Raw genomic sequence first — 21,679 nt, forward strand, 5'->3', positions numbered from 1 at the left:
GAACAAGAAAGGGAAAACTATGCCAACAGTGCTCAAGAATATCTCGGAGATCCGCCGGTTCTTCCACCGCAACGAGGATCCCATCTACTTTATTTCGGCCACGAACTTCAACCTTCTGGGCCTTGATGAATGGGTCAAGAACTTCAAATATATCTGCTACATCGACTGTTACGGTGGCAAGCATCCCAACGTGTTCTGCCCGTCCGAGCAGCCCCATGCGGAGTTTCAGTCCATCGAGGACATCAACAACTACCTGCTGCAGCACAAGGAAGTCATCGACTTCATCAAGCGGCGCGGTGGCAAACCCAAATTCGTGTTTTTGATGTTTGACGAAGAGACCGAACGGCTGTCCAAAGAGTTGGGAGCGGACGTTTGGTTCCCGAAAGCCAAGCTGCGTACGAGCATGGACAACAAAATCGAGACTGTACGCATCGGCAACAAGGCCGGTGTGCCATCGGTGCCGAACGTGCTGGCGGAGGTGAAAGATTACGACGACCTACGCGCCACCTGCGAAAAAGCGGGCATTGGGCATGATCTGGTTTTGCAATCGGCGTTTGGCGACAGTGGACACACGACGTTCTTTATCAAGTCCGAGGCGGACTTCCGCCGTCACGAGCACGAGATCGTGGGCGAAGGTGAGATCAAGATCATGAAGCGTATCGACTGCCGTGGCTCTGCCATTGAGGCCTGTGCCACCAAGGAAGGTACGATTGTTGGCCCGCTGATGACCGAGTTGGTGGGCTTCAAGGAATTGACTCCATATCGTGGCGGCTGGTGTGGCAACGAAATCCTGTCCACCGCCTTTCCACCCAAGGTGCGCGAAAAGGCCCGTGACCTGACCTTCAAGTTCGGTGAACAACTGCGCAAGGAAGGCTATCGTGGCTATTTCGAGCTGGACTTCCTGATCGACAAAAAAACAGGCGATTTGTGGCTGGGTGAGTTAAACCCGCGCATCACTGGTGCGTCGTCCATGACAAACCACGCGGCGTTCGCCCATGCGGACGCGCCGTTGTTCCTGTTCCACCTGCTTGAGTTCTCGAAGAAAAAGTTTGATCTGGATGTGGACGAATTGAACGATCGCTGGGCGGACCCCAACATGATTGATAGCTGGTCGCAGATGGTGATCAAGCACACCAATGACGGCGTGGACATCTGCACCGAAGCGCCCGAGACGGGCATCTACAAGATGCTCGAAGATGGCAGTGTCGTCTATGACCGCTTTGACTACCACCGCCGCGCGGTCGAATCCGAGAACGAAGCGTTCTTTCTACGAATCTTGCAACCGGGCGACTACCGTTACGAGGGCGCAGATATTGGCATTCTAGTGACGCGTGGGCGTTCTATGACCAAGAGCTTCCAGTTGAACGAACGAGCCAAAAAATGGATCCACGGCATCAAGAGAACCGTGGACGGCAAGCCTCTGCCCGTGGCAAATGCCGGTCCTGCACTGGCAGATCCGGCATTCAAGATCCTGTAAGGAGACGGCATGCATTGGCGCGCCCTCAAAGAAGAAGTGCCCGGCCCTAAATGGGCCGGGCTTTTCGCCGAATATTGGCCCGACTACAAGCGTTGGTGGCTCAAAGAGGGCGATACTGCGCGCGCCAGCTATCTGGAAAGCAGGCGCGCCCTCAAAAAACACATGCCCGAAATCGTGCCGTTGTATGACGAGCTGTGCGATTTGGCGGGGGGCGGTGATCAGGCCGCCCGGTTCCTCAGCTTCTATTGTCCGCCGCCGTATCTAGCGGGCTGCAGTCAAGCGATATGGCCGGGCAAGGAGCCGGTCATTGTACGGAATTACGACTACAATCCTAACGCGTTTGACAGCTTGATACTGCACACAGGTTGGCAGGGTCGACGAGTAATCGGCACCTCCGACGGGCTGTGGGGCTTGGTCGACGGCATGAACGATGCGGGCCTTGCGATTTCCCTGACTTTTGGCGGGCGGCGCGTTGTTGGTGACGGCTTCGGCGTCCCACTGATCTTGCGATACGTATTACAAACCTGCTCGACGGCGGAAGAGGCTGGTGCTGTGCTGGCCCGCGTTCCCACCCACATGAGCTACAACGTCACCGTTTTGGATGCCAAACGCCGCTATTTAACAGCGATGATGGCGCCGGACAGACCTGCCGTCATCACCCATGCCGCTGTGGCAACAAACCACCAAGAGCACGTTGAATGGGTCAGCCACGCCCGGTTCACCGCCACGGTTGAGCGGGAGCGGTTCTTGCTGCAGCGCTTGACCCTCCACCGCGACCCAGAGGAGAAGTTCATCAGCGCGTTTCTCCAACCTCCGCTCTATTCCACAGCATTCGATGCTGGCTTTGGCACGCTATACACTGCCGTATACCGGCCTCGCCTTCAACAGATGGAAGTCCGATGGCCCGGCACCACATGGAGCTTTGCAATGGATGATTTTAACGAAGGACGGCGGCAGGTCCAAATACCTGGTGCGGCTTAAAGAGCGGGCATTCCGTTGCTGCACTTTAGTTCATCCATGCGGTGTTGAGAGAGACAACATCCCGATAACAGACAGTCATGTTTAGTATGGTGTGCTTGGTGCAGCTTGCAGCCATAAAAACAGCATGTTGAGTATGATGGTGGGCGACCCTGGAATCGAACCAGGCGTGCGTCTCCGCGAGGGAGTTACAGTCCCCTGCCACACCTTGCGGCCTGTCGCCCACTGCAGCGCTGGATATTAGTCATCCACTGCCCCGTCAACACGAAAACACGCCGCCGCTTGCGCTTTTCTCCATCAGGTGATCTAGACCACCTTATGAAACAGAAAAAACCCACTTGGGTCGTCCAGAAAGAACGCGACCGCCGCGCCGCTGCTGCCGAAACCGTTTGGCTCTTTGGCATTCATGCCGTACGCGATGCGCTTTCCAACCCGATGCGCGAGCGCTTGCGTCTCGTGGTGACCAAGAACGCAGCAGACCGTTTAGCCGAAGATATTGCATTATCCGGCATGGAGCCGGAGATTAGCGATCCACGTAAATTTGCAGCCCCAATTGATCCGCAATCCGTCCACCAAGGTGCGGCTTTGGAAGTCAAACCGCTGGACTGGGGCAGTCTTAGCAACCTGTGCGCGCCACGCGGGAAAAATGCCCGTGTCATTCTGCTCGACCGCGTGACCGACCCTCACAATGTTGGAGCTATCTTGCGCTCGGCTGAAGTGTTCGGTGCTCGCGCGGTGATTGCTCCGCACCGGCATTCAGCGCCGGAGACGGGCGCATTGGCCAAAACGGCCTCCGGTTCGCTTGAGCGCCAGCCTTACCTGCGCATCAAGAACCTCGCAACAACCATGGAGGCGCTGCGAGAGATGGGCTACCACCTGGTGGGTCTCGATGCGACTGGCGAAAGCGCGCTGGAAGATATCCCGCAAGACCAGCCTATCGCGCTTGTTTTAGGTGCCGAGGGCCCCGGATTGCGTGATAAGACCAAGGAAACTTGCGACACACTTGCCAGAATTGATCCGGCAGGTGAATTTGGGTCCCTTAACGTCTCGAATGCGGCGGCAGTCTCCCTATATGCAGTGGGACGCCCTAGTTAAGAGGCCCCTATGCGCCCGAACATCAAGATTGCCACCTGTTGCTACTGCAGCAGCCGCACGATTTTGAAGCCAACCGCCCGCGACGGCCATGAGTTGGCATGCGGCAGCTGCGGCGCGCCTTTGCACGAGATGAAGTGGCTTAAAGCCCCAAAGCCCGCGCGCAAAAAGCCTTCGCCGCTCGTGAGCACCCTCTCACCCAGGAAGAGCAAGCCAAGGCTTAAGAAAAGGCGGAGCACACCGTTCTGGCACCGCGCCTTGGAAGAGATATGGGACGAGGTCGAAGACATCTTCGACTAGTTCACGATTTTGTAAGAAAGCTGGAAATGAGCAGATTCCGGCCCCATCTATTCGGCATGGGCATAGCAACGGAACTGCATGCTCAAATTCACTGTCCCTCGTTCCGTGACTGCGCCCGTGGCCCCCCGCCATGGGCGCTTTTTTATAGGCTTGCCCAAGGCGCTTGGCACTCCCATAAATCCAGTATGGATTACACCGATGAGCATCTTAGCCGAATTTTGAAAACCACGAAGGTAGTTGCATGCGTTGGGGTTTCGACCAACCCCGTTCGGCCCAGCTACTATGTGGCCCGTTATCTGACACTCAAAGGTTATACCGTTATCGGGGTCAATCCCGGCCACGCTGGTAAAATGCTGTTTGGGCAGACCATTGCCGCAAGCCTGTCTGATATTCCAAAAGATGCCGGCATTGATATGGTCGACATATTTCGCAGACCCGACGCCGTACCCGCGATTGTGGAAGAAGCGCTTGAAAGCCTTCCCCGATTGCGGACAATTTGGATGCAAATCGGAGTTATTCATACGGAAGCTGCTGCACAGGCGGAAGCCGCGGGAAAAATCGTCATTCAGGACCGCTGCCCAAAAATTGAATATCAACGCTTGTTCGGAGAACTCCGCATGGGCGGCTTCAACACTGGAGTCATTTCTTCAAAGCTGTGATCAGCTTAGCCTGCAAACACGCCTGACAAGTCGCGAAACCCTTTGATCTCTATCGGGTTTCCAGATGGGTCGCGGAAGAACATCGTCCACTGCTCGCCCGGCTCGCCCTCGAACCGCACGGACGGGGCAAGCACCCATTCGGTTTTTGCAGCCTCCAACCGATCTGCCAAAGCCCGCCAGTCGTCATAACCAAGCACCAACCCAAGATGGGGCATCGGCACCATGTGATCGCCAACCTTACCGGTCAGATCATTTGCGAAAGGCGTCCCCAGATGTAGCGACAACTGATGCCCAAAGAAGTCGAAATCCACCCAAGTGTCAGTCGACCGCCCCTCTGCGCAGCCAAGAAGCCCGCCATAGAAAGCGCGCGCCTCGTCGAGGTCGGTTACGTGATAGGCGAGATGAAATGGAGTCAACATGAAGATGATTTACATACCATTGTGGCGGGTCTGCCAACCCACTAGTGTCCCCGACAACAAAAATTCTCAGGGAGACCAAAATGTCCGACACAGCAAACTACGGCTTTGACACACTGCAAATCCACGCAGGTGCCCGCCCCGATCCGGCAACTGGCGCACGCCAAACCCCAATTTACCAAACAACCGCCTATGTATTCCGCGACGCCGAGCATGCCGCCGCGTTGTTTAACCTGCAAGAGGTCGGCTACATTTACTCCCGCCTGACGAACCCCACGGTTGCCGTGCTGCAAGAACGCATCGCGACCCTTGAGGGTGGCGTCGGCGCGGTCTGTTGCTCCTCCGGTCACGCGGCGCAAATCATGGCGCTGTTCCCTTTGATGCAGCCGGGATGCAATATTGTCGTCTCCACACGCTTGTATGGCGGTTCGGTCACGCAGTTCTCGCAGACCATCAAACGCTTTGGCTGGGAAGCCAAATTTGTGGACATTGACGATCTGGCAGCGGTCGAAGCGGCCGTCGATGACAACACCCGCGCAATCTTCGGTGAAGCAATTGCCAACCCCGGCGGTCACGTCATGGACGTGCGCGCCGTCGCCGACATCGCGGACAAAGCAGGCATTCCGCTGATCATCGACAACACCACGGCCACGCCGTACCTGTGCAACCCCATCGCACTGGGTGCGACATTGGTTGTGCACTCGACCACCAAATACCTGACCGGCAACGGCACGGTCACCGGTGGGTGCGTCGTAGACAGTGGCAAGTTCGATTGGACAGCATCCGACAAGTTCCCGTCCCTGTCGCAGCCAGAGCCCGCTTACCATGGCCTCAAATTCGCCGAGACCTTTGGCCCCCTCGCCTTCACCTTCCACGGCATCGCAATCGGTTTGCGTGACCTTGGCATGACCATGAACCCACAAGCCGCGCATTACACACTGATGGGCATTGAAACCCTGTCACTGCGGATGGAGCGCCATGTCTCAAACGCCGAGGCAATCGCCGAGTGGCTGGAAAATGATCCGCGCATTGACGCGGTGACCTATGCCGGCCTGAAGTCCTCGCCCTATAATAAGTTGGCGAAACGGGTTTGCCCTAAAGGCGCAAGCGGTCTGTTCACCTTCGCAGTCAAAGGCGGTTACGACGCCTGCGTTAAGTTGGTTGATAGCCTAGAGATTTTCTCTCACGTTGCAAATCTGGGCGACACTCGCTCGCTGATCATTCACTCCGCCTCGACGACGCACCGCCAGCTAACGCCGGAGCAACAAGAAGCGGCTGGCGCCGGTGCAAATATGGTGCGGGTTTCTATCGGCACCGAGAATGTGGAAGATCTGATCGCTGATCTGGATCAGGCGTTGGCAAAAGCCACGGCCTGACCCATTTCCGCCTCCGGCATTGTTGTCGGGGGCGGTTTAACTTTCTTCCACCTCGAATGTGATATATCCTTGGCGTATCAGAGGTTTTGCCTTTGATGTTGCTGGATAACTGACGAGATGGCTCGCTCCGCATGACACCCAATTTTGCCCTCAATCTGTCTGAGGACGGCATCGTCCTCTTGCACCGCCATTCTTCTGGCGCTGGTTGGGCTGAAGTCGGGGAAGCCCCGCTGAATAGCGATGATCTTGGTGCAGCGCTTGCAGCATTACGTGACAAAGCGGAGGCGCTTGAGGGGCCTGACTTTTCGACCAAGCTAATCCTACCACCATCACAATTGCTCTACGCGACGATTGTGGTCGAAGAAGACGTCAAGGCTGATGTAGAGCACGCCTTGGAAGAACGTACGCCCTACACGGCCGCACAACTCAACTATGACATTTGCGGTGAACCGCCCGAAGTTATGGTCGTAGCTGTCGCTCGCGAAACGCTAGAAGAAGCTGAAAGCTTCCTTGGCCCGTATGGGTTTAACCCTGTGGGTTTCACGGCCCTTCCCGACCCGTCCCATTTTAGCGGCTCGCCAGACCTTGGCCCTCTGCCGTCCGTTGGCGGTAAGGTTGTTTCAGCCGACGACGATCCAATCAAAGTTTTGTCGCCTAAAGAAATTGCGGTGCTTGAGCTTCCAATCGTGGAACCGGAAGAGGAAATCGTCGAGACCGAAGCAGCGTCGGATCTGGATGAGCTTCCTGACGAGGTGATGCAAGACGATGATCCGGAGGCTGACGAAGAGCTGACCGACGTATCCGCTTCAACGCTGGTGTTGCCGACCCCACCTCCGGCGGCGTTTTCTTCGCGTCGCAAGCCGGTTTTGGGCCCAGCAACAAGTGAAACAGGTGATCTTGTCACGTCACGCGCACCGCGCATTGCAATTCCAACAGACGAGCTGCGCAAAGCGCCTGTGAGCAAAAAGCCGCCGAAGGTGGAACCCCGCATCAAAACGGGTGAAGCTGCAAAACAAAAAGCGGCCCCGCCCATTGTTCCACCACCTGCAACCAAGGCAGCAGACTCAAAGTCAGAAGAACCTAGAACCACCAAGTCCACTCGATTGGGGCAAGGTGTCGCTGCGCTTCGGGCAAAGGCGAGAAACGCGAAAGATCGCAAAGCTAAAGCAGAGCCTGCCAAGCCCATCGCTGCGCAGGCCATCCCGATCGCGAAGCCTGATCCTATCGCGGAGCTTGCTGCCCGTCAGGCAGCGGGCAAGCCTCGCTTCTTGGGATTGATCTTAACCGGCATCCTGATTGTAGTGTTGCTGCTTTTCGCAGCGTTATCTTCCTTCTTGTTACCCGACAACGCAGTGACGCGCTTCTTCGGAGGCGACACACCCGAAAGCGAAACGGTCGAGCCTGCCACTGCTCAGGCAACTGCACCAGCAATCGAAAACAACGAACGGCTTGCGTCCCTTCCACTCCAACCGGAGGGCGATATATTTACGATTCCGTCAGAGGAGGAAATCGCCGAGTCCGAGACCCCAGAGCCGGAAATTCTTCTCATCCCTGCGATGACACAAACCGACGCCGAAACCGCTTATGCGGTATCAGGCGTTTGGCAAATGGCACCAGATTTGCGTACAGAGATCTCGCGGCAGGATCTCGACGACCTTTACGAAAGCTCTCTCGATCCTGACCTGGCCTTTGAAGACGCACCGGCCTTGGCAAATTTCGATGCGACCGCGCAAGCACTGGAATTTCAGATACCAGCATCACCGCCTTCAGCATCCATTCTGTTTAGCTTGGATGAGCGCGGACTTGTCCGCCCTTCACCGGAGGGTGCCGAAAACCCAGATGGAATTTTAGTGTTCTCGGGCAAGCCACCAATTGTTCCGCCCCAACGGCCGGATGGATTGGCTCCGAACGCAGCTTCCGCTACCGAACCGGCGGTCGCCGAAATCGTTACTGCCACTAACCCTCTAGCGGGTTTCAAACCGACGCAACGCCCGTCTGATCTTCAAGAGCAGTTCGAGCGCGCGACACAGGGTGGGCGGTCCATCGCTGAGCTTGCCAGTATTCGCCCGCAGGTTCGTCCGGACTCTGCACAATTCAAAGCCCGCGAGGACGCAATTGCGCGCGCACTCGCGGAGGCTGATGCGGGCGCACAAGAAGCAGAAGCACGCGCTGCTGCCGAAGCGGCAGCACAGGCGGAACTAGACAAACCGACCGCGCAGGCAGTCGCCCGCTCGCTACGCCCGGGAAGCCGTCCGCGCAACTTTGCCCGTGTCGTTGCACGTGCCCGACAAGCCCCGTCTGAGGTACGTAATCCCGCAGCGGCAGCGTCTACCGCCGCAATCTCGCGCGGTAGCGGACCAGCTGTCGCACGAAACAGCCGCGCCTCACCGACCGGAACCACCCGTGCATCAGTTGCCCGCGCGGCAACGGACAATAACGCAATTTCCCTTGGTAAGGTTGCCTTGGTTGGGGTGTTTGGCACCTCGTCGAACCGCCGCGCGCTGGTCCGGATGCCGAACGGTCGGTTCAAGAAAGTGGGCATCGGCGATAGGGTCGATGGCGGTCGCGTTGCGGCAATTGGCGAAGGCCAGCTCAAGTATACCAAAGGTGGGCGTACAGTGACGCTGGCGATGCCGAAAGGCTAGACGAGCAGCACCGCAGCAAGGCCAAGGAAGGCAAAGAAGCCGACCACGTCTGTTACAGTCGTCACAAACGCACCAGACGCCAATGCTGGGTCAACACCGAGTTTTTCCAAACCGATGGGGATCAGGATACCGGCCAATGCCGCCACAACCATATTCACGACCATCGCCACGGCAATAACAACCGCAAGCATCGGTGTTCCAAACCATAAGAAGCCAACGACGCCCATAATCACCGCAAAGATCAGCCCATTGAAAAGTCCTGCAAAGGCTTCCCGCCGGACAACCCGCCAGACGTTGGACCCTGTAAGATCCCGTGTTGCCATCGCACGCACCGCCACAGTCAGCGACTGGGTGCCGGCGTTCCCTCCCATGGAGGCGACTATCGGCATCAGGACCGCCAAAGCGACAATCTGCGTCAGAATTTCCTCAAACTGCGCGATCACGACGCTGGCCAGAATCGCAGTAAGCAAGTTGACCCCTAGCCACGGCAGTCGTTGCCGCACGGTTTCCAGCGTTCTATCCGACAGGCTTTCTTCGCCACTCACACCTGCGAGGCGGAGGATGTCTTCTTCGGCCTCGTCGTCCAGAACGACCATTGCATCGTCGATGGTAATAACCCCGACAAGGCGTTCATCCTCATCAACGACAGGGGCGGAGATCAGGTGATATTGGTTGAAGGCGTAAGCGACGTCCTCTTCCGGCTGTTTGACCGGAATGGTGCGGAATGTCTCTTCGACGATGGATGTCAGCTTGGTCGCGCGCGGGCTGCCCAGCAGCTTTCCCAAGGTCACATTCCCCGTTGGATGGTAGGCAGGATTTACGAGAATGACGTGATAAAACTGCTCGGGCAGGTTATCCTCGCGACGCAAGAAATCAATGGTTTGCCCTACATTCCAATGCTCCGGCGCCACAACAAGCTCGCGCTGCATGAGACGACCGGCAGAGTATTCAGGGTAGCTGAGTGCCAATTCGACCGCGACGCGGTCTACGTCCGTCAATGCCCCCAAGATCCTCTCTTGGTTGAGGTCTTCCATATCCTCGACAAGGTCGACCACATCATCGGAATCCAGCTCCCGAACAGCCTCGGACAACACCCCTTCCGGCAGGTAGCCAATAACCTCTTCGCGCAGGTTCTCGTCCAGCTCCGATAGAACTTCGCCGTCGATCCCCATCGACCACAGCCCCAATAGGGCACGCCGCTCACCAGAGCTGATCTGCTCTAAAAGATCGGCGATGTCGGCAGGGTGAAGTGGGTCTAGCGCAACGTCGATAGCATTGGCATCCATGGCTTCAATCGCGGCATATACCGCAGAGATCACCGAACGCTCCAGCTTGTAGTCGTCTTCAGCGGGCTCGTGCGCCTCTATCAAATCATCGGCCATGATGAAGGTCCTGTAGCTAAAGATGCGACTAAACCCGTCATAACGAACGCTGAGCGTGAGCAACAGCCGCAATCTTCAATTCACATCCTCTGGCGCGGGCGCTACCACCGTGAGAATGAGCAAACCAACACATATCCTGCTGGGCCAGACTCTCAGCTTCTCCGGTGATCCGTTTCTGACCCCATTTGCGGATTCCGTCACTGTTGAGCAACGAGGTGCAGTCGTCCTTGGCGATGGCAAAATTCTGGCCATCGGTCCGGCGGATGAAATTGCAGCCCCTGAAGGTGTTAAGGTGGACGACTATGGCGATGGGCTGATCATGGCCGGCTTCGTCGATGCGCATCTACATTATCCCCAAACTGGTATTATCGCCAGCTGGGGCAAGCGTTTGATAGATTGGCTGAACAGCTACACGTTCCCCGAAGAAGCGCGATTGGCCGATCCCGACTACGCAAAAGAGATAGCGAAGCGCTATTTCGACCTTGCGTTGGCGAACGGGACTACCACGTCGCTCAGCTACGCCACAATCCACCCGTCCAGCGTTGACGCTTATTTCACCGAGGCGCAATCGCGCGGTGTGCGGGCGTTGGCGGGTAAAACCTGCATGGATCGCAACGCGCCCGACAATCTGCTCGACACTGCGCAAAGTGCTTATGACGACAGCAAGGCGCTGCTGGAAAAATGGCATGGGGTTGATCGACTAGGCTATGTCATCACACCAAGATTTTCCCCCACCTCAACACCGGAGCAACTGTCCGCGCTTGGTGCCCTGTGGGCCGAGCATCCTGAATGCCTGATGCAAACCCACATTTCGGAGCAACATGAAGAGATTGCTTGGGTTAAAGACTTGTTCCCCAACGCCCGCGACTATCTCGACACCTATGAGGCGCACGGACTTTTGGGCGAGAGGGCAGTTTTTGGGCACGCAATCCATCTTACCGAGCGCGAGCAGGCCCGTATCAAAGAGGTTGGCGCGGGGCTGGTGCACTGCCCCACGTCAAACACCTTCATCGGGTCTGGCATTTTCGAGACTGCGCGCATGAAAGCCGACGGTCAACGCGTTGGGCTTGCCACGGATACCGGCGGCGGGTCGTCCTTTTCAATGCTGCGCACAATGGCCGCTGCCTACGAATTGAGCCAGTTGAAAGGCAGCCCCTTGCACCCCGCTCAACTGATGTGGCTTGCCACTTGCGGCTCCGCGGGGGTGCTGCATTTGGGCGATAAGATCGGCAATCTCGCGGTCGGGATGGAGGCTGATCTAGTTGTGCTAGACCTCGCCTCGACACCCGCGATCGCGCAGCGCAGTCAGCGAGCTGGCGATATTTGGGAAGCCATTTTCCCAACGATCATGATGGGCGACGACCGCGCGACCAAAGCCGTTTGGATCGGGGGCAAGGCTGTGCGGCCTTAGCATCTTGTTCAGCAGCCGGATCGCCCGAATACCAGTACCCAATAGTCGCCCTCGGCGCGTGCCGCGCCGTATTCGCTGGCTTTCACCGATAAGTTATTTTTGCGGTGACCGGGGCTATCCATCCAACCTTGCATTACCTGTTCCGGCGTCTTCCACCCCTGGGCAATATTTTCTGCGGCAAAGCAATAGCTATACCCTTGGGCAATAACCCGCTGCGACGGCTTGGATTTATCCGAGCCAACGTGACTAAAGAACCCGCCGCTCGCCATGTCTTGCGCGTGAACACGAGCCGCGGCCGCAAGCTTAGGGTTCGGATTAAGCGGAGGTAGGCCGTTTTCGCTACGTGCCGCGTTGAGCAGCGCGCCGACATCTGCACGCGAAGCAACTGTAGCCGTTGGTGCGACAGCCGTTGGTGACAAGGGCGCGGACTCCTCCGGCGTGCAAGCCGCCAAAAATCCAACCGCAATCAAAGTCGCCGCATATGCTCGCGCCATTTTTCTGCCTCCCAAAGTTTAGCTCCGCTCGGCCAATTTCTGCGCCAGCCTGTTCTGTTTTGCCACCGCAGCAGCAAGGTCAAAATTCGCGAATTGGCCATCGCGAATGACGTCACGGCCCTCAACAATCAGATCGCGCACGCGTGTGGGACCAGCGAGCAGCAACGCAGCCGGATCCCAAGAGCCCGCACTTTCGACACCTGTCACATCCCAAATCGCGATGTCTGCACGGTAGCCTTTGCGGAGTTGCCCGCACTCACTGCCACGCCCCAGCACCTGCGCGCCGCCGCGCGTAGCAATCTCCAGAGCCTCGCGCGCTGACATCGCGTCTGCTCCACGGGCGACCCGCTGCAACAGCATTGCCTGCCGCGCTTCACCAATTAGGTTTCCGGCATCATTGGATGCCGATCCATCCACACCTAGCCCAACGGGGACGCCAGCGTCGCGCATAGCGCGAACCGGCGCAATGCCCGATCCCAGACGGCAGTTGGAGCACGGGCAATGCGCGACCCCCGTGCGGGTCCGTGCGAATAGGTCAATCTCTGCACCATCAAGTTTCACGCAATGTGCGTGCCAGACGTCGTCGCCTACCCAGCCGAGGTCTTCAGCGTATTGGCCCGGACGGCACCCGAATTTCTCAAGACTGTAGGCAATGTCTTCGTCGTTTTCTGCCAGATGAGTATGCAGCATCACCCCTTTGTCGCGCGCCAAAAGCGCGGCATCGCGCATTAGCTCTCGGCTGACAGAAAACGGCGAACATGGTGCCAATCCAACGCGCACCATGGCTTCGGGGCGCGGATCATGAAAGCGGTCCACAACGCGGATGCTGTCTTCCAGAATGGCGTACTCAGCCTCAACAAGCGTGTCTGGGGGCAAGCCACCATCGCTTTCGCCAATGCTCATCGCCCCGCGTGTCGGGTGGAACCGCAAACCAACTTCAGCAGCCGCCGCGATAGTGTCATCCAAGGTTGATCCGTTGGGGAACAAATACAGGTGGTCGGAGGTCATCGTGCATCCGGACAAGGCCAACTCCGCCAAACCGACTTGCGCTGACGTAAACATCTCCTCAGGGCCAAATCGTGACCAGATTGGATAGAGCGTTTGCAACCACCCGAATAACAGAGCGTCCTGCCCCCCCGGCACTGCGCGGGTCAGCGTTTGGTAGAGGTGATGGTGCGTATTAACCAGCCCGGGCGTGACCACACAGCCTTCCGCGTTGATGGTTCGGCCTTTCGTTATAAGGCCCTGCCCCAAATCAACAATTTCGCCATTCCGGATCAGAATATCTGCGCCCTTCAATTCGCTCCTGGCGTCATCCATGGTCAAGGCGATACGCGCATTTTTAATAAGTAATTCAGACATATGCTACCAACACCTCCAGCGCTGCGCGGTGCAATTCGGGCGTTGCAGCTGCGATAACTTGTCCACCTTGATCCGCCGGCCCTCCTTGCCAATCAGTGACGATACCACCGGCAGCCTCCACAACCCCAAGTGGACCTTGGATGTCGTAGGCCGCCAGACCTGCCTCAATCACTAGATCTACCTGCCCGATTGCCAGCAACGCATATGCATAACAGTCCATGCCGTAACGCGTCAGTTGACATTGCTTGGCGACGGACTGAAAGGCACGGGCTTCGTCGTCAGTTCCGACTTCGGGAAAAGTCGTGAACACCTTAGCTTGCGCCAGCTCTATTACGTTTGATGTCTGCAATACGCCCGCGCCATGTGGGCCGGAAAAGCTGGACTGCCCCAGCCCGCCAATGAACCGCTCTCCGATATATGGCTGATCGATCAAGCCCATGACCACGCCCGTACCATCGTGCAGCGCAATCAAAGTACCCCAAGTGGGCGTGCCGGAGATATAGCCCCTGGTCCCGTCAATCGGATCCAAAACCCAAGTCAGTCCTGACGTGCTGACCTTGTTCCCTAGTTCCTCGCCCAAAATTCCATCATCGGGGCGCTCAACCTCGATCAAGTCGCGTATCACGCGCTCAGCGCTGCGGTCTGCGACGGTGACCGGATCAAACCCTTCAGTAAGTTTGTTTGCCGTTTCCAGCCCACCGCAACGAAAGTAGCGCATGGTTTCATGTCGCGCGGCATCTGCCAGCCGGTTTGCCAATGCCACCAGCTCATTTTGTAATGTCTCGTTCATGGTTGCCCCGTGCTGCGCGACTTAGCGGTGTCACCCCTTGTCGCTTGGTGAGGCAATAGGATCAAGTATGGATCACAAGGAGGCAGACACCGTCTCACGAAGTCCCGCCGCCATTTCACGCAATAGGCGACGCTCTGCATCCGGCATTGTACGGTAGAAATGGATCAATGTTTCTGCATCCAGGAAATCATCCGGGATATCGGAATCTCTCGCGTCCAAACCGTAAAAAAAATAAGCAATCGACACCTCCAGAGCTTGCGCAGTATCCCACAGGCGTGATGCGGAGATGCGATTAGCGCCAGACTCGTATTTCTGTATCTGCTGAAAACGGATGCCCAAGGCAGAGGCCAACTCACCCTGCGTCATTCCGACCATCCAGCGTCTATGGCGCAAGCGCTTACCTACGTGAATATCAACTGAATGCGCCATGTCGCATCTCTCCCGATTTTTTCGCTCAGTCTGTACGCAGTGTGCAAATAAACTGTTAATTGAGCCGCTCCCGGCATGAACCAGATTCGCGATGGCCTCTTTTGCTGCGCCTCGTTAGGTTCGGCCAACACGATCACAGGAGCCATCGATGCGCGCATTTCAGGTCACAGAATTCGACACCCCTCCGGTTTTGCAAGACGTTCCTAAACCTGCCCCCGGACAGGGCGAGGTTCTGCTAGAAATCGAAGCATGCGGTCTAAATTTCGCGGATTTGCTTATGGTCAAAGGCACATACCAAGAACGGCCGCCTTTGCCTTTCACGCTTGGCATGGAGGTTGCAGGCACCGTAGTGGCTCACGGCGAAGGGGTTTCCGCGCCAGCCATAGGCACTCGCGTCGCTGTCTTCGGTGGCAATGGAGGCTTGGCGGAGTTCGGTACCTTTCCAGCCGCACTGTGCGTACCTCTTCCCGACATGATGAGTTTCAAGGATGCAGCCGCGTTTCAGGTTGCGTATTCCACATCCCACGTGGCGCTCGACTACCGCGCGCAGCTCAAAGCAGGTGACATACTCTTAGTCTTGGGCGCAGCCGGCGGTGTCGGACTGACTGCGGTAGAGCTTGGCAAGCTTATGGGGGCTACGGTCATCGCGGCCGCGCGGGGCCAAGATAAGTTGGCAGTTTGCAAGAATGCCGGTGCCGATCACGTCATCGACACCGGCTCCGAAGAGTTGCGAGAGGTGGTGAAGTCCTTGGGGGGCGCGGATGTCGTCTATGATCCGGTCGGGGGCGATCTATTCACCGCCGCCTTGCGCGCCTGCAACCCAGAAGCGCGGGTACTGACGATCGGCTTTGCTTCCGGCACGATCCCGCAAATTCCCGCCAACCATCTGTTGATTAAGAATATCAATGTGATCGGCTTTTACTGGGGCGGATATCTTCGGTTCAAACCCGAGGTGCTAACCGACAGCCTGAAGCAGCTGTCCTCGTGGTATGCTGAGGGTAAGCTTCATCCGCATATCAGCCACACGCTGCCGCTTTCAAAAGCTGATGAAGGGCTTGAGCTGCTACGCTCGCGCCGCTCCACCGGTAAGGTCGTGATCACGCCGTAAGCTGGATAGTATCTTGCGGGGACCATTCTGACAGATACGCTTGGCGGATCATGTCACGCAGCGTTGTCAGAATAGGGTCGTCATCGGCCTGTAGATACAAGACAATACGCGACTGACCGGGGTCGGGAAGCACACCATCATGCGCGATTGGCCCAGTTTGGCGCGGATAGACTCCTTTGATCGCGGCGTGGATGGCCAGATCGGCACTCACAACCGCCTCAACCGCGTTGTCGAGATCCGAGTCCACAACCATATCCCAATCAAACTCGGCATCATCCAGTCGCTTTAGAACGCCAGATCGGAAGATACAGTTTTTGCAGAATGCGACCGGCAGAGGTCTTTGTTTCCATGCTGAGCCACCAGCCGCCCCGATCCAGACCAATGGCAATGTCACCAAGGCTTCGCCCCCCGGCCCTGGGTGCTCTTCTGTGGTCAGGATAACATCGCACTCTCCGCGCCCGAACATCTCGCGCAGGCGCGTGGTCGGTGCGGAGACCATACGGATCTTCACACGCGGAAAGTCCGCCGCAAACGCGCGCAGGATGGGCGGGATATACGGGTAGATAATGTCATGGGGCACACCAAGAACAATTTCACCCTCATACTCTTTAGCTGTCAGTCGAGTATATACTTCGTCATTCAACGCTAACATGCGACGTGCGTAGCTGAGTAACTGCTCTCCTTGCGCGGTAAGAGAGACCGAGCGGTTCGAGCGGTCAAGCAGGGAGACATCCAGAGACTCCTCCAAACGCTTGAGCTGCATGGAAACCGCCGATTGCGTCAGGTGAAGGTAACCAGCCGCTTTGGTGACGCCGCCGCTATCCGCAACAGCAACAAATGAGCGAAGCGAGGTGATGTCCAAATTTCGGGCCATATCAATTCCTGTGATGCGTTATCTCAAAACCATTCATTTTCCATATGAACCACAACGTGGCACACATATCAACATAAATGATCTTAAAGCGAATTCACATCACACAAAACGAAGGCTCAACCAATGACCGACTGCACCTCATCCGCCGCACTCACTCGCCCCGCTGACCGCAAAACAGGGCTGTTGGGCTACCTCGACCTGTACAGGCAACGTCGCGCGCTGGCTGCGCTGGATGACACACGTCTTGCGGATATCGGCCTAAGCCGCCAAGAGGCTGAAGCTGAAGCAAGTCGCCCCGTTTGGGATGCGCCCGAATACTGGAAATAACCTCAGAGTGTTTGACGCCCGCCGCTTATCAGTGGCGGGTTTCAATCATGGTGTACATACGCCGGATCATGTTTCCAGCTGTAGTTTCAAACATCGCAGGAAGCACCGCATGGACCAACGCGGCCCCACCTGCTGCAAACAGCAATCCTGAAAAGCGCAGCGCAAAGCGCATATGACCGAAATAGGTTTCACCAACTGATGCCGGATGTGACCGCATGGCCTCAATAAAGGTTTGCTTGGATTGCGCTTGAGTGCTGCCGGACATTGAACTCTCCTGAATGATTTCAGCAAATATCGCACCTTCTCCTAGGTGGGATCATCCCAAAAATTATTGCTCTTTCGTAATATTGTGAGATATAATCCCACAAATGGCACAACACATAGATAATACAGACCGCGCAATCCTGAGATACCTGCAAAAAGATGCCACATTAAGCATTGATGCGTTGGCGGAGGCCGTCCACCTGTCGCGCAATGCGTGCTGGAGGCGGGTCAAGAGGCTGGAAGAAACAGGGGTCGTGCGCGCGCGCGTCGCACTGGTTGATCCAGCGAAGCTGGGATTGGGGCAATTGGTTTTCATTCTGATGCGCGCCGCAGATCACAGTCCCGATTGGCTAAAAGCTTTTGACCATGCGGTTCGAACGCTGCCAGAGATTACGGGTGCCCATCGGATGAGCGGCGATCTGGACTACGTTCTAAGGGTTCAGGTGGCGGATGTGGCCGATTACGACAGGTTTTATAAGCGTTTGATTTCCATGGTCCCCGTCCGCGATATCTCGGCAAGCTTCGTGATGGAGAACATCAAGGACTCCACAGCAGTGCCAGTTTAGTCGAAGCGTCGTAATTTATGACCAAAATACTGCGGAATAACTTGAAAACGGGGGCCACCTGCCCCACTTTAAGTGCATAACCTGCCGGATTGTGTCCGGCTTTGTATCAACCTGCCTGAAAGGGAGTGTTTTCATGGCTGAATATGAGACGATGGGGGCTGTCGGCGCTGGTAGCCGCTCTAACGCCGCCATCGATGCGGGCCTCAAGGCCCATATGAGCAAAATCTACGGCCTGATGTCGTTCGCGATGCTAATCACGGGTGGTGTGGCCTTTGCCGTCGGCACCAACGAAGCGTTGCTGGCCGCCATCTTCGGCACCCCATTGCGTTGGGTTGTCATGTTTGCGCCGCTGGTCGTTGTGTTCGGCATGGGTGCGATGATCAATCGCCTATCCGCTGGGGCAGCACAATTGGTGTTCTGGGCATTCTCCGCCCTGATGGGATTGTCGATCAGCTACATCTTCGCCGTCTACACCGGAATCTCGATTGCGCAGACCTTTATGGTCACAGCGATCGCGTTCGCAGGGCTTAGCCTGTGGGGTTACACCACCAAGAAAGATATCTCCGCGTGGGGTTCCTTCCTGATTATGGGCGTGATCGGTCTGATCCTGGCATCAATTGTGAACATCTTCTTGGCGTCTTCTGCCGTGCAGTTCGCGATATCGAGTATCGGTGTGCTGATCTTCGCAGGTCTGACGGCCTACGACACGCAACGCCTGAAGAACGAGTACATCCAGATGGCGAGCCATGGTGAAAGCGAATGGCTTGCTAAGTCCGCCATCATGGGCGCGCTTAGCCTGTACCTGAACTTCTTGAACATGTTCATGTTCCTGCTTCAGTTCATGGGCGGCCGCGAGTAAGCCTTCACTCTTTAGAGAATGAAAAAGGGCCAGCGCTTTGCTGGCCCTTTTTTCTTGCGCCGACGTTGCACTTTGCAATGCGACGACCGGCAAAATCTGAAATTGTCACCCGATTTAGTTGGATGCGGCCCGTGTTACATACTCGGTCTCTACCGTCGCCTTACGGGGCGGTGTGCCATATGTGTAAGTCTTGACTGTCGTATTCCCGACTTTGCGTATCTTAACAGTCTCGGTTGCAGAAACCTGCACAACTGCCTCGGTCTCGCTGTAAAGCCCCGTGCGCGACGACGCCGTACCTTGACGGATCACACCATCACTTGCCGCCGCACCAGACGCAATGCGCTGCCGCTCTGTATATACAGAGTAGCCAGTTGGTGCCGGAAATACACCCGGCTCGCCGCGTTGAGCACGGGCGCGGAATTCGGTAGCTGTATTCGGCGAAAAATGTGCCCCTTGAGCCCAATCGCCATGGACACCGCGCGCTTCAGTGCAGGCTGCAAGTCCTAACACTGACAGTAGTAATAGATTCTTCACGTCAAACACCCCCAATATGTTGTGGGTAGGGTAAAGGCGCGCCCTGAGTCCATCAAGGGAAAATCCCTTAAACTTGTCGTCTCATTTGAATATCGAAAATTTCAATGCCCCGACGACATCTCTAGCACTGCAAATCATTAGCCCAAAGTTTCGCATCACGGCTACACTCTAAAACGCAAAAAACCGCGCTTGACGGCGCGGCTTCTCAAGTTTCGTCAAAGGTACCCGATCTTATTTGATCTTGCCTTCTTTGTATTCGACGTGCTTGCGCGCAACGGGGTCGTACTTGCGCACGACCATCTTCTCGGTCATGGTGCGGGCGTTTTTCTTGGTCACATAAAAGTGGCCCGTGCCAGCGGACGAGTTTAGGCGGATTTTGATCGTGGTTGGCTTCGCCATCTCACTTCTCCTCTGGGTCGAGCACTCAATATCCGAGCGCCCGGAAATTCGGTTGAAGCCGCCTTTTACGCGCTTGGCGGCCCGAGTCAACCGCGAAAGAGGGTCAGTCCATGCACACTTGCAAAACAGCGACGTAAAGTCATGATTGAGGCAGTATTACCCAAAAAGGAACTACCCCATGCGCCTCCTACCGCTCGTCCCTATACTCATCGCCGCTCTTCCCGTCTCAGCACAAGACGCGGCAGACGCATTCGCCCCGGAAGCCGCGACTGCGCAAACCACGAAGGATAGCGGCGCGTCAATTGCCGCCTCAGAATGGATGGTCGCTGCTGCGAATCCACTAGCGGTCCGCGCCGGCGCGCGGGTCTTGTCGGACGGCGGAACTGCCGCGGATGCCATGGTTGCCGTGCAGTCCGTGCTCGGCTTGGTAGAACCGCAAAGCTCCGGTTTAGGTGGCGGTGCCTTTCTTGTCTGGTACGACGGCGCAACAGGTGAAATGACCACGCTCGACGGTCGCGAAACCGCGCCAATGGCTGCAACGCCACGCCTATTCCAAGACGAAAACGGCGAGCCGCTGAAATTCTTCGATGCGGTCGTTGGTGGATTGTCGGTTGGCACACCGGGCACGCCAGCGTTGATGGAGAAGGCCCACGCCATGTGGGGCCGCGCAGATTGGCCTTCTCTGTTCGCAGACGCAATAAATTTAGCCGAGGGCGGCTTCAAAGTGTCACCGCGGCTAGCGGCACTTGTGGCTTCAGATCAAGAACGGCTTAGCCGCTTCCAGCGCACTGCGTCCTACTTTGTCCCAGAAGGGCTGCCACTGGCAGAGGGAAGCACGCTAACGAACCTTGCCTACGCCAAAACACTGCGCGCGATCGCAAGTGGCGGCACCAAGGCGTTTTATACCGGGCAAATTGCGCAGGACATTGTCGATACCGTCGCGAACGCGCAAGGCAACCCCGGAGTGCTGTCCATGACAGATCTTGCTGTTTACAAGGTCAAGGAACGTGCGCCGGTTTGCGCGACATACCGTGACCACGAAATCTGTGGCATGGGGCCTCCTTCCTCCGGCGCGCTGACGGTCGGGCAAATCCTTGGGATGCTTAATGGTTACGACTTAGCGGCATTGGGTAAGGACAACCCCGAGGCGTGGCGGCTAATCGGCGACGCCTCTCGCCTCGCTTTCGCGGATCGCGGGCGCTACATGGCCGATAGTGACTTTGTGCCGATGCCAACCAAAGGTTTGGTGGATGACGCCTACCTAGCGGCACGCGCAGGTCTGCTGGCTACGGATAAGGCCCTAAGCGAGGTGTCGCCCGGCGAGCCACCGTTCGACCACGCCCTGCTTTGGGCCGACGACGAAAGTATCGAGCTGCCGTCTACATCGCACATCTCAATTGTCGACCAGTATGGTAATGCGCTTAGTATGACCACGACCATCGAGAACGGCTTCGGCTCTCGCCTCATGGCACCCGGCGGGTTCTTGTTGAACAATGAACTGACCGATTTTTCGTTCAAAACGCACGCCGATGGCGTACCGATTGCGAACCGTGTTGAGCCGGGCAAGCGCCCGCGGTCCTCTATGGCGCCAACAATTGTGCTGAAAGACGGCAAGCCCACATTGGTTGTCGGCTCCCCCGGTGGGTCACGCATCATCGGTTACGTTGCCAAGACAATCATTGCGCATCTCGATTGGGGTCTTGACCCTCAAGCGGCCGTCGCGCTGCCACATCTAGTGAACCGCTTTGGCACTTATGACGTCGAAGAGGGCACGAATGCAGTAGATTTAGCAGAACCGCTGACGGAGCTTGGGTTCGAGACCAACGCGCGCGCTCTGACTTCTGGATTGCATGCTATCGCAATCACGGATGAAGGTCTCCTTGGGGGTGCGGATCCGCGACGGGAAGGCATCGCACTGGGGAAATAACACCACCTCT

23 protein-coding genes and 1 tRNA gene are annotated in these 21,679 nt (G+C 56.8%); 13 read left to right on the plus strand and 11 right to left on the minus strand.

Going from position 1 to position 21,679, the window contains the following annotated elements:
- Window positions 1-19: 19 nt before the first annotated feature.
- Both BCF46_RS06275 and BCF46_RS06280 read left to right on the plus strand, forming a co-directional pair.
- Entirely contained in the window at window positions 20-1,477 is a 1,458-nt protein-coding gene (locus BCF46_RS06275; protein WP_121022840.1) for a biotin carboxylase, read from the plus strand.
- A gap of 9 nt (window positions 1,478-1,486) precedes the next feature.
- A complete protein-coding gene (locus BCF46_RS06280) occupies window positions 1,487-2,458 on the plus strand; it encodes a C45 family autoproteolytic acyltransferase/hydrolase (RefSeq protein ID WP_121022842.1) in 972 nt (323 codons plus the stop codon).
- Window positions 2,459-2,595: 137 nt separating this feature from the next.
- Here the strand turns inward: BCF46_RS06280 and BCF46_RS19740 are convergent.
- Window positions 2,596-2,679: transfer RNA gene (locus BCF46_RS19740), tRNA-Tyr, on the minus strand.
- 94 nt (window positions 2,680-2,773) lie between these two features.
- Between BCF46_RS19740 and rlmB the strand changes: the two genes are divergently transcribed.
- From rlmB to BCF46_RS06295, 3 genes are all read left to right on the plus strand, one after another.
- Window positions 2,774-3,550 (plus strand): 23S rRNA (guanosine(2251)-2'-O)-methyltransferase RlmB, encoded by a 777-nt coding sequence (gene rlmB / locus BCF46_RS06285; protein WP_121022844.1) that lies wholly within the window; start codon window positions 2,774-2,776, stop codon window positions 3,548-3,550.
- Window positions 3,551-3,559: 9 nt separating this feature from the next.
- Window positions 3,560-3,847 (plus strand): immunoglobulin domain-containing protein, encoded by a 288-nt coding sequence (locus BCF46_RS06290; protein ID WP_121022846.1) that lies wholly within the window; start codon window positions 3,560-3,562, stop codon window positions 3,845-3,847.
- Between the two features lie 185 nt (window positions 3,848-4,032).
- Window positions 4,033-4,506, plus strand: a complete 474-nt coding sequence (locus tag BCF46_RS06295; protein WP_121022848.1) for a CoA-binding protein — start codon at window positions 4,033-4,035, stop codon at window positions 4,504-4,506.
- A gap of 5 nt (window positions 4,507-4,511) precedes the next feature.
- Here the strand turns inward: BCF46_RS06295 and BCF46_RS06300 are convergent, their stop codons facing one another.
- A complete protein-coding gene (locus BCF46_RS06300; protein ID WP_121022850.1) occupies window positions 4,512-4,925 on the minus strand; it encodes a VOC family protein in 414 nt (137 codons plus the stop codon).
- An 80-nt stretch (window positions 4,926-5,005) separates the two neighbouring features.
- Between BCF46_RS06300 and BCF46_RS06305 the strand changes: the two genes are divergently transcribed.
- Both BCF46_RS06305 and BCF46_RS06310 read left to right on the plus strand, forming a co-directional pair.
- Window positions 5,006-6,298, plus strand: a complete 1,293-nt coding sequence (locus tag BCF46_RS06305) for an O-acetylhomoserine aminocarboxypropyltransferase/cysteine synthase family protein (RefSeq protein ID WP_121022852.1) — start codon at window positions 5,006-5,008, stop codon at window positions 6,296-6,298.
- A 131-nt stretch (window positions 6,299-6,429) separates the two neighbouring features.
- The gene (locus BCF46_RS06310; protein WP_121022854.1) at window positions 6,430-8,943 is read left to right on the plus strand and encodes a hypothetical protein; all 2,514 of its coding nucleotides are present in this window, start codon (window positions 6,430-6,432) and stop codon (window positions 8,941-8,943) included.
- Here BCF46_RS06310 and mgtE read toward each other — a convergent pair.
- Window positions 8,940-10,325 (minus strand): magnesium transporter, encoded by a 1,386-nt coding sequence (gene mgtE / locus BCF46_RS06315; protein WP_121022856.1) that lies wholly within the window; start codon window positions 10,323-10,325, stop codon window positions 8,940-8,942. The two genes, BCF46_RS06310 and mgtE, sit on opposite strands and share 4 nt — an antisense overlap.
- Before the next feature lie 115 nt (window positions 10,326-10,440).
- On the opposite strand from mgtE, the gene guaD reads away from it, so the two are divergent.
- Window positions 10,441-11,736, plus strand: a complete 1,296-nt coding sequence (gene guaD, locus BCF46_RS06320) for a guanine deaminase (RefSeq protein ID WP_121022858.1) — start codon at window positions 10,441-10,443, stop codon at window positions 11,734-11,736.
- Window positions 11,737-11,744: 8 nt separating this feature from the next.
- On the opposite strand, the gene BCF46_RS06325 is transcribed toward guaD, so the two are convergent.
- From BCF46_RS06325 to BCF46_RS06340, 4 genes are all read right to left on the minus strand, one after another.
- Window positions 11,745-12,230, minus strand: a complete 486-nt coding sequence (locus BCF46_RS06325; protein ID WP_245989880.1) for a CAP domain-containing protein — start codon at window positions 12,228-12,230, stop codon at window positions 11,745-11,747.
- A gap of 18 nt (window positions 12,231-12,248) precedes the next feature.
- Window positions 12,249-13,592: an 8-oxoguanine deaminase gene (locus BCF46_RS06330; RefSeq protein ID WP_121022860.1), complete on the minus strand. Its 1,344-nt coding sequence runs from the start codon at window positions 13,590-13,592 to the stop codon at window positions 12,249-12,251.
- On the minus strand, window positions 13,585-14,382 hold the full coding sequence (gene hisN / locus BCF46_RS06335; protein ID WP_121022863.1) for a histidinol-phosphatase: 798 nt from the start codon (window positions 14,380-14,382) through the stop codon (window positions 13,585-13,587). The genes BCF46_RS06330 and hisN overlap by 8 nt, the downstream gene beginning before the upstream one ends.
- A gap of 72 nt (window positions 14,383-14,454) precedes the next feature.
- Complete coding sequence (locus BCF46_RS06340; RefSeq protein WP_121022866.1) at window positions 14,455-14,811, minus strand: helix-turn-helix domain-containing protein; 357 nt, start codon at window positions 14,809-14,811, stop codon at window positions 14,455-14,457.
- Window positions 14,812-14,959: 148 nt separating this feature from the next.
- On the opposite strand from BCF46_RS06340, the gene BCF46_RS06345 reads away from it, so the two are divergent.
- Window positions 14,960-15,919 carry an NADPH:quinone oxidoreductase family protein gene (locus BCF46_RS06345; RefSeq protein ID WP_121022867.1) on the plus strand — a complete coding sequence of 320 codons (960 nt, stop codon included), beginning with the start codon at window positions 14,960-14,962 and terminating at the stop codon, window positions 15,917-15,919.
- On the opposite strand, the gene BCF46_RS06350 is transcribed toward BCF46_RS06345, so the two are convergent.
- Window positions 15,909-16,793 carry a LysR family transcriptional regulator gene (locus tag BCF46_RS06350; protein ID WP_121022869.1) on the minus strand — a complete coding sequence of 295 codons (885 nt, stop codon included), beginning with the start codon at window positions 16,791-16,793 and terminating at the stop codon, window positions 15,909-15,911. The genes BCF46_RS06345 and BCF46_RS06350 overlap by 11 nt on opposite strands.
- 123 nt (window positions 16,794-16,916) lie before the next feature.
- Here BCF46_RS06350 and BCF46_RS06355 point away from each other — a divergent pair, with 123 nt between their 5' ends.
- Window positions 16,917-17,120, plus strand: coding sequence for a DUF1127 domain-containing protein (locus BCF46_RS06355; RefSeq protein WP_121022871.1), 204 nt, complete (start codon window positions 16,917-16,919; stop codon window positions 17,118-17,120).
- A 28-nt stretch (window positions 17,121-17,148) separates the two neighbouring features.
- Here the strand turns inward: BCF46_RS06355 and BCF46_RS06360 are convergent, their stop codons facing one another.
- Window positions 17,149-17,385, minus strand: coding sequence for a DUF6356 family protein (locus BCF46_RS06360; RefSeq protein WP_170157875.1), 237 nt, complete (start codon window positions 17,383-17,385; stop codon window positions 17,149-17,151).
- A gap of 103 nt (window positions 17,386-17,488) precedes the next feature.
- Between BCF46_RS06360 and BCF46_RS06365 the strand changes: the two genes are divergently transcribed.
- Together BCF46_RS06365 and BCF46_RS06370 are read left to right on the plus strand one after the other, a co-directional pair.
- Window positions 17,489-17,950, plus strand: a complete 462-nt coding sequence (locus BCF46_RS06365) for an Lrp/AsnC family transcriptional regulator (protein ID WP_121022873.1) — start codon at window positions 17,489-17,491, stop codon at window positions 17,948-17,950.
- A 133-nt stretch (window positions 17,951-18,083) separates the two neighbouring features.
- Window positions 18,084-18,809, plus strand: coding sequence for a Bax inhibitor-1/YccA family protein (locus tag BCF46_RS06370; protein WP_121022875.1), 726 nt, complete (start codon window positions 18,084-18,086; stop codon window positions 18,807-18,809).
- A 114-nt stretch (window positions 18,810-18,923) separates the two neighbouring features.
- On the opposite strand, the gene BCF46_RS19615 is transcribed toward BCF46_RS06370, so the two are convergent.
- Window positions 18,924-19,343, minus strand: a complete 420-nt coding sequence (locus BCF46_RS19615; protein WP_147435968.1) for a hypothetical protein — start codon at window positions 19,341-19,343, stop codon at window positions 18,924-18,926.
- Between the two features lie 231 nt (window positions 19,344-19,574).
- Entirely contained in the window at window positions 19,575-19,742 is a 168-nt protein-coding gene (gene rpmG / locus BCF46_RS06375) for a 50S ribosomal protein L33 (protein WP_011454349.1), read from the minus strand.
- Window positions 19,743-19,920: 178 nt separating this feature from the next.
- On the opposite strand from rpmG, the gene ggt reads away from it, so the two are divergent.
- Window positions 19,921-21,669: a gamma-glutamyltransferase gene (ggt, locus tag BCF46_RS06380; RefSeq protein WP_121022877.1), complete on the plus strand. Its 1,749-nt coding sequence runs from the start codon at window positions 19,921-19,923 to the stop codon at window positions 21,667-21,669.
- Window positions 21,670-21,679: the final 10 nt, after the last annotated feature.

The organism is Litoreibacter meonggei, assembly GCF_003663885.1.
Lineage (GTDB): Bacteria > Pseudomonadota > Alphaproteobacteria > Rhodobacterales > Rhodobacteraceae > Litoreibacter > Litoreibacter meonggei.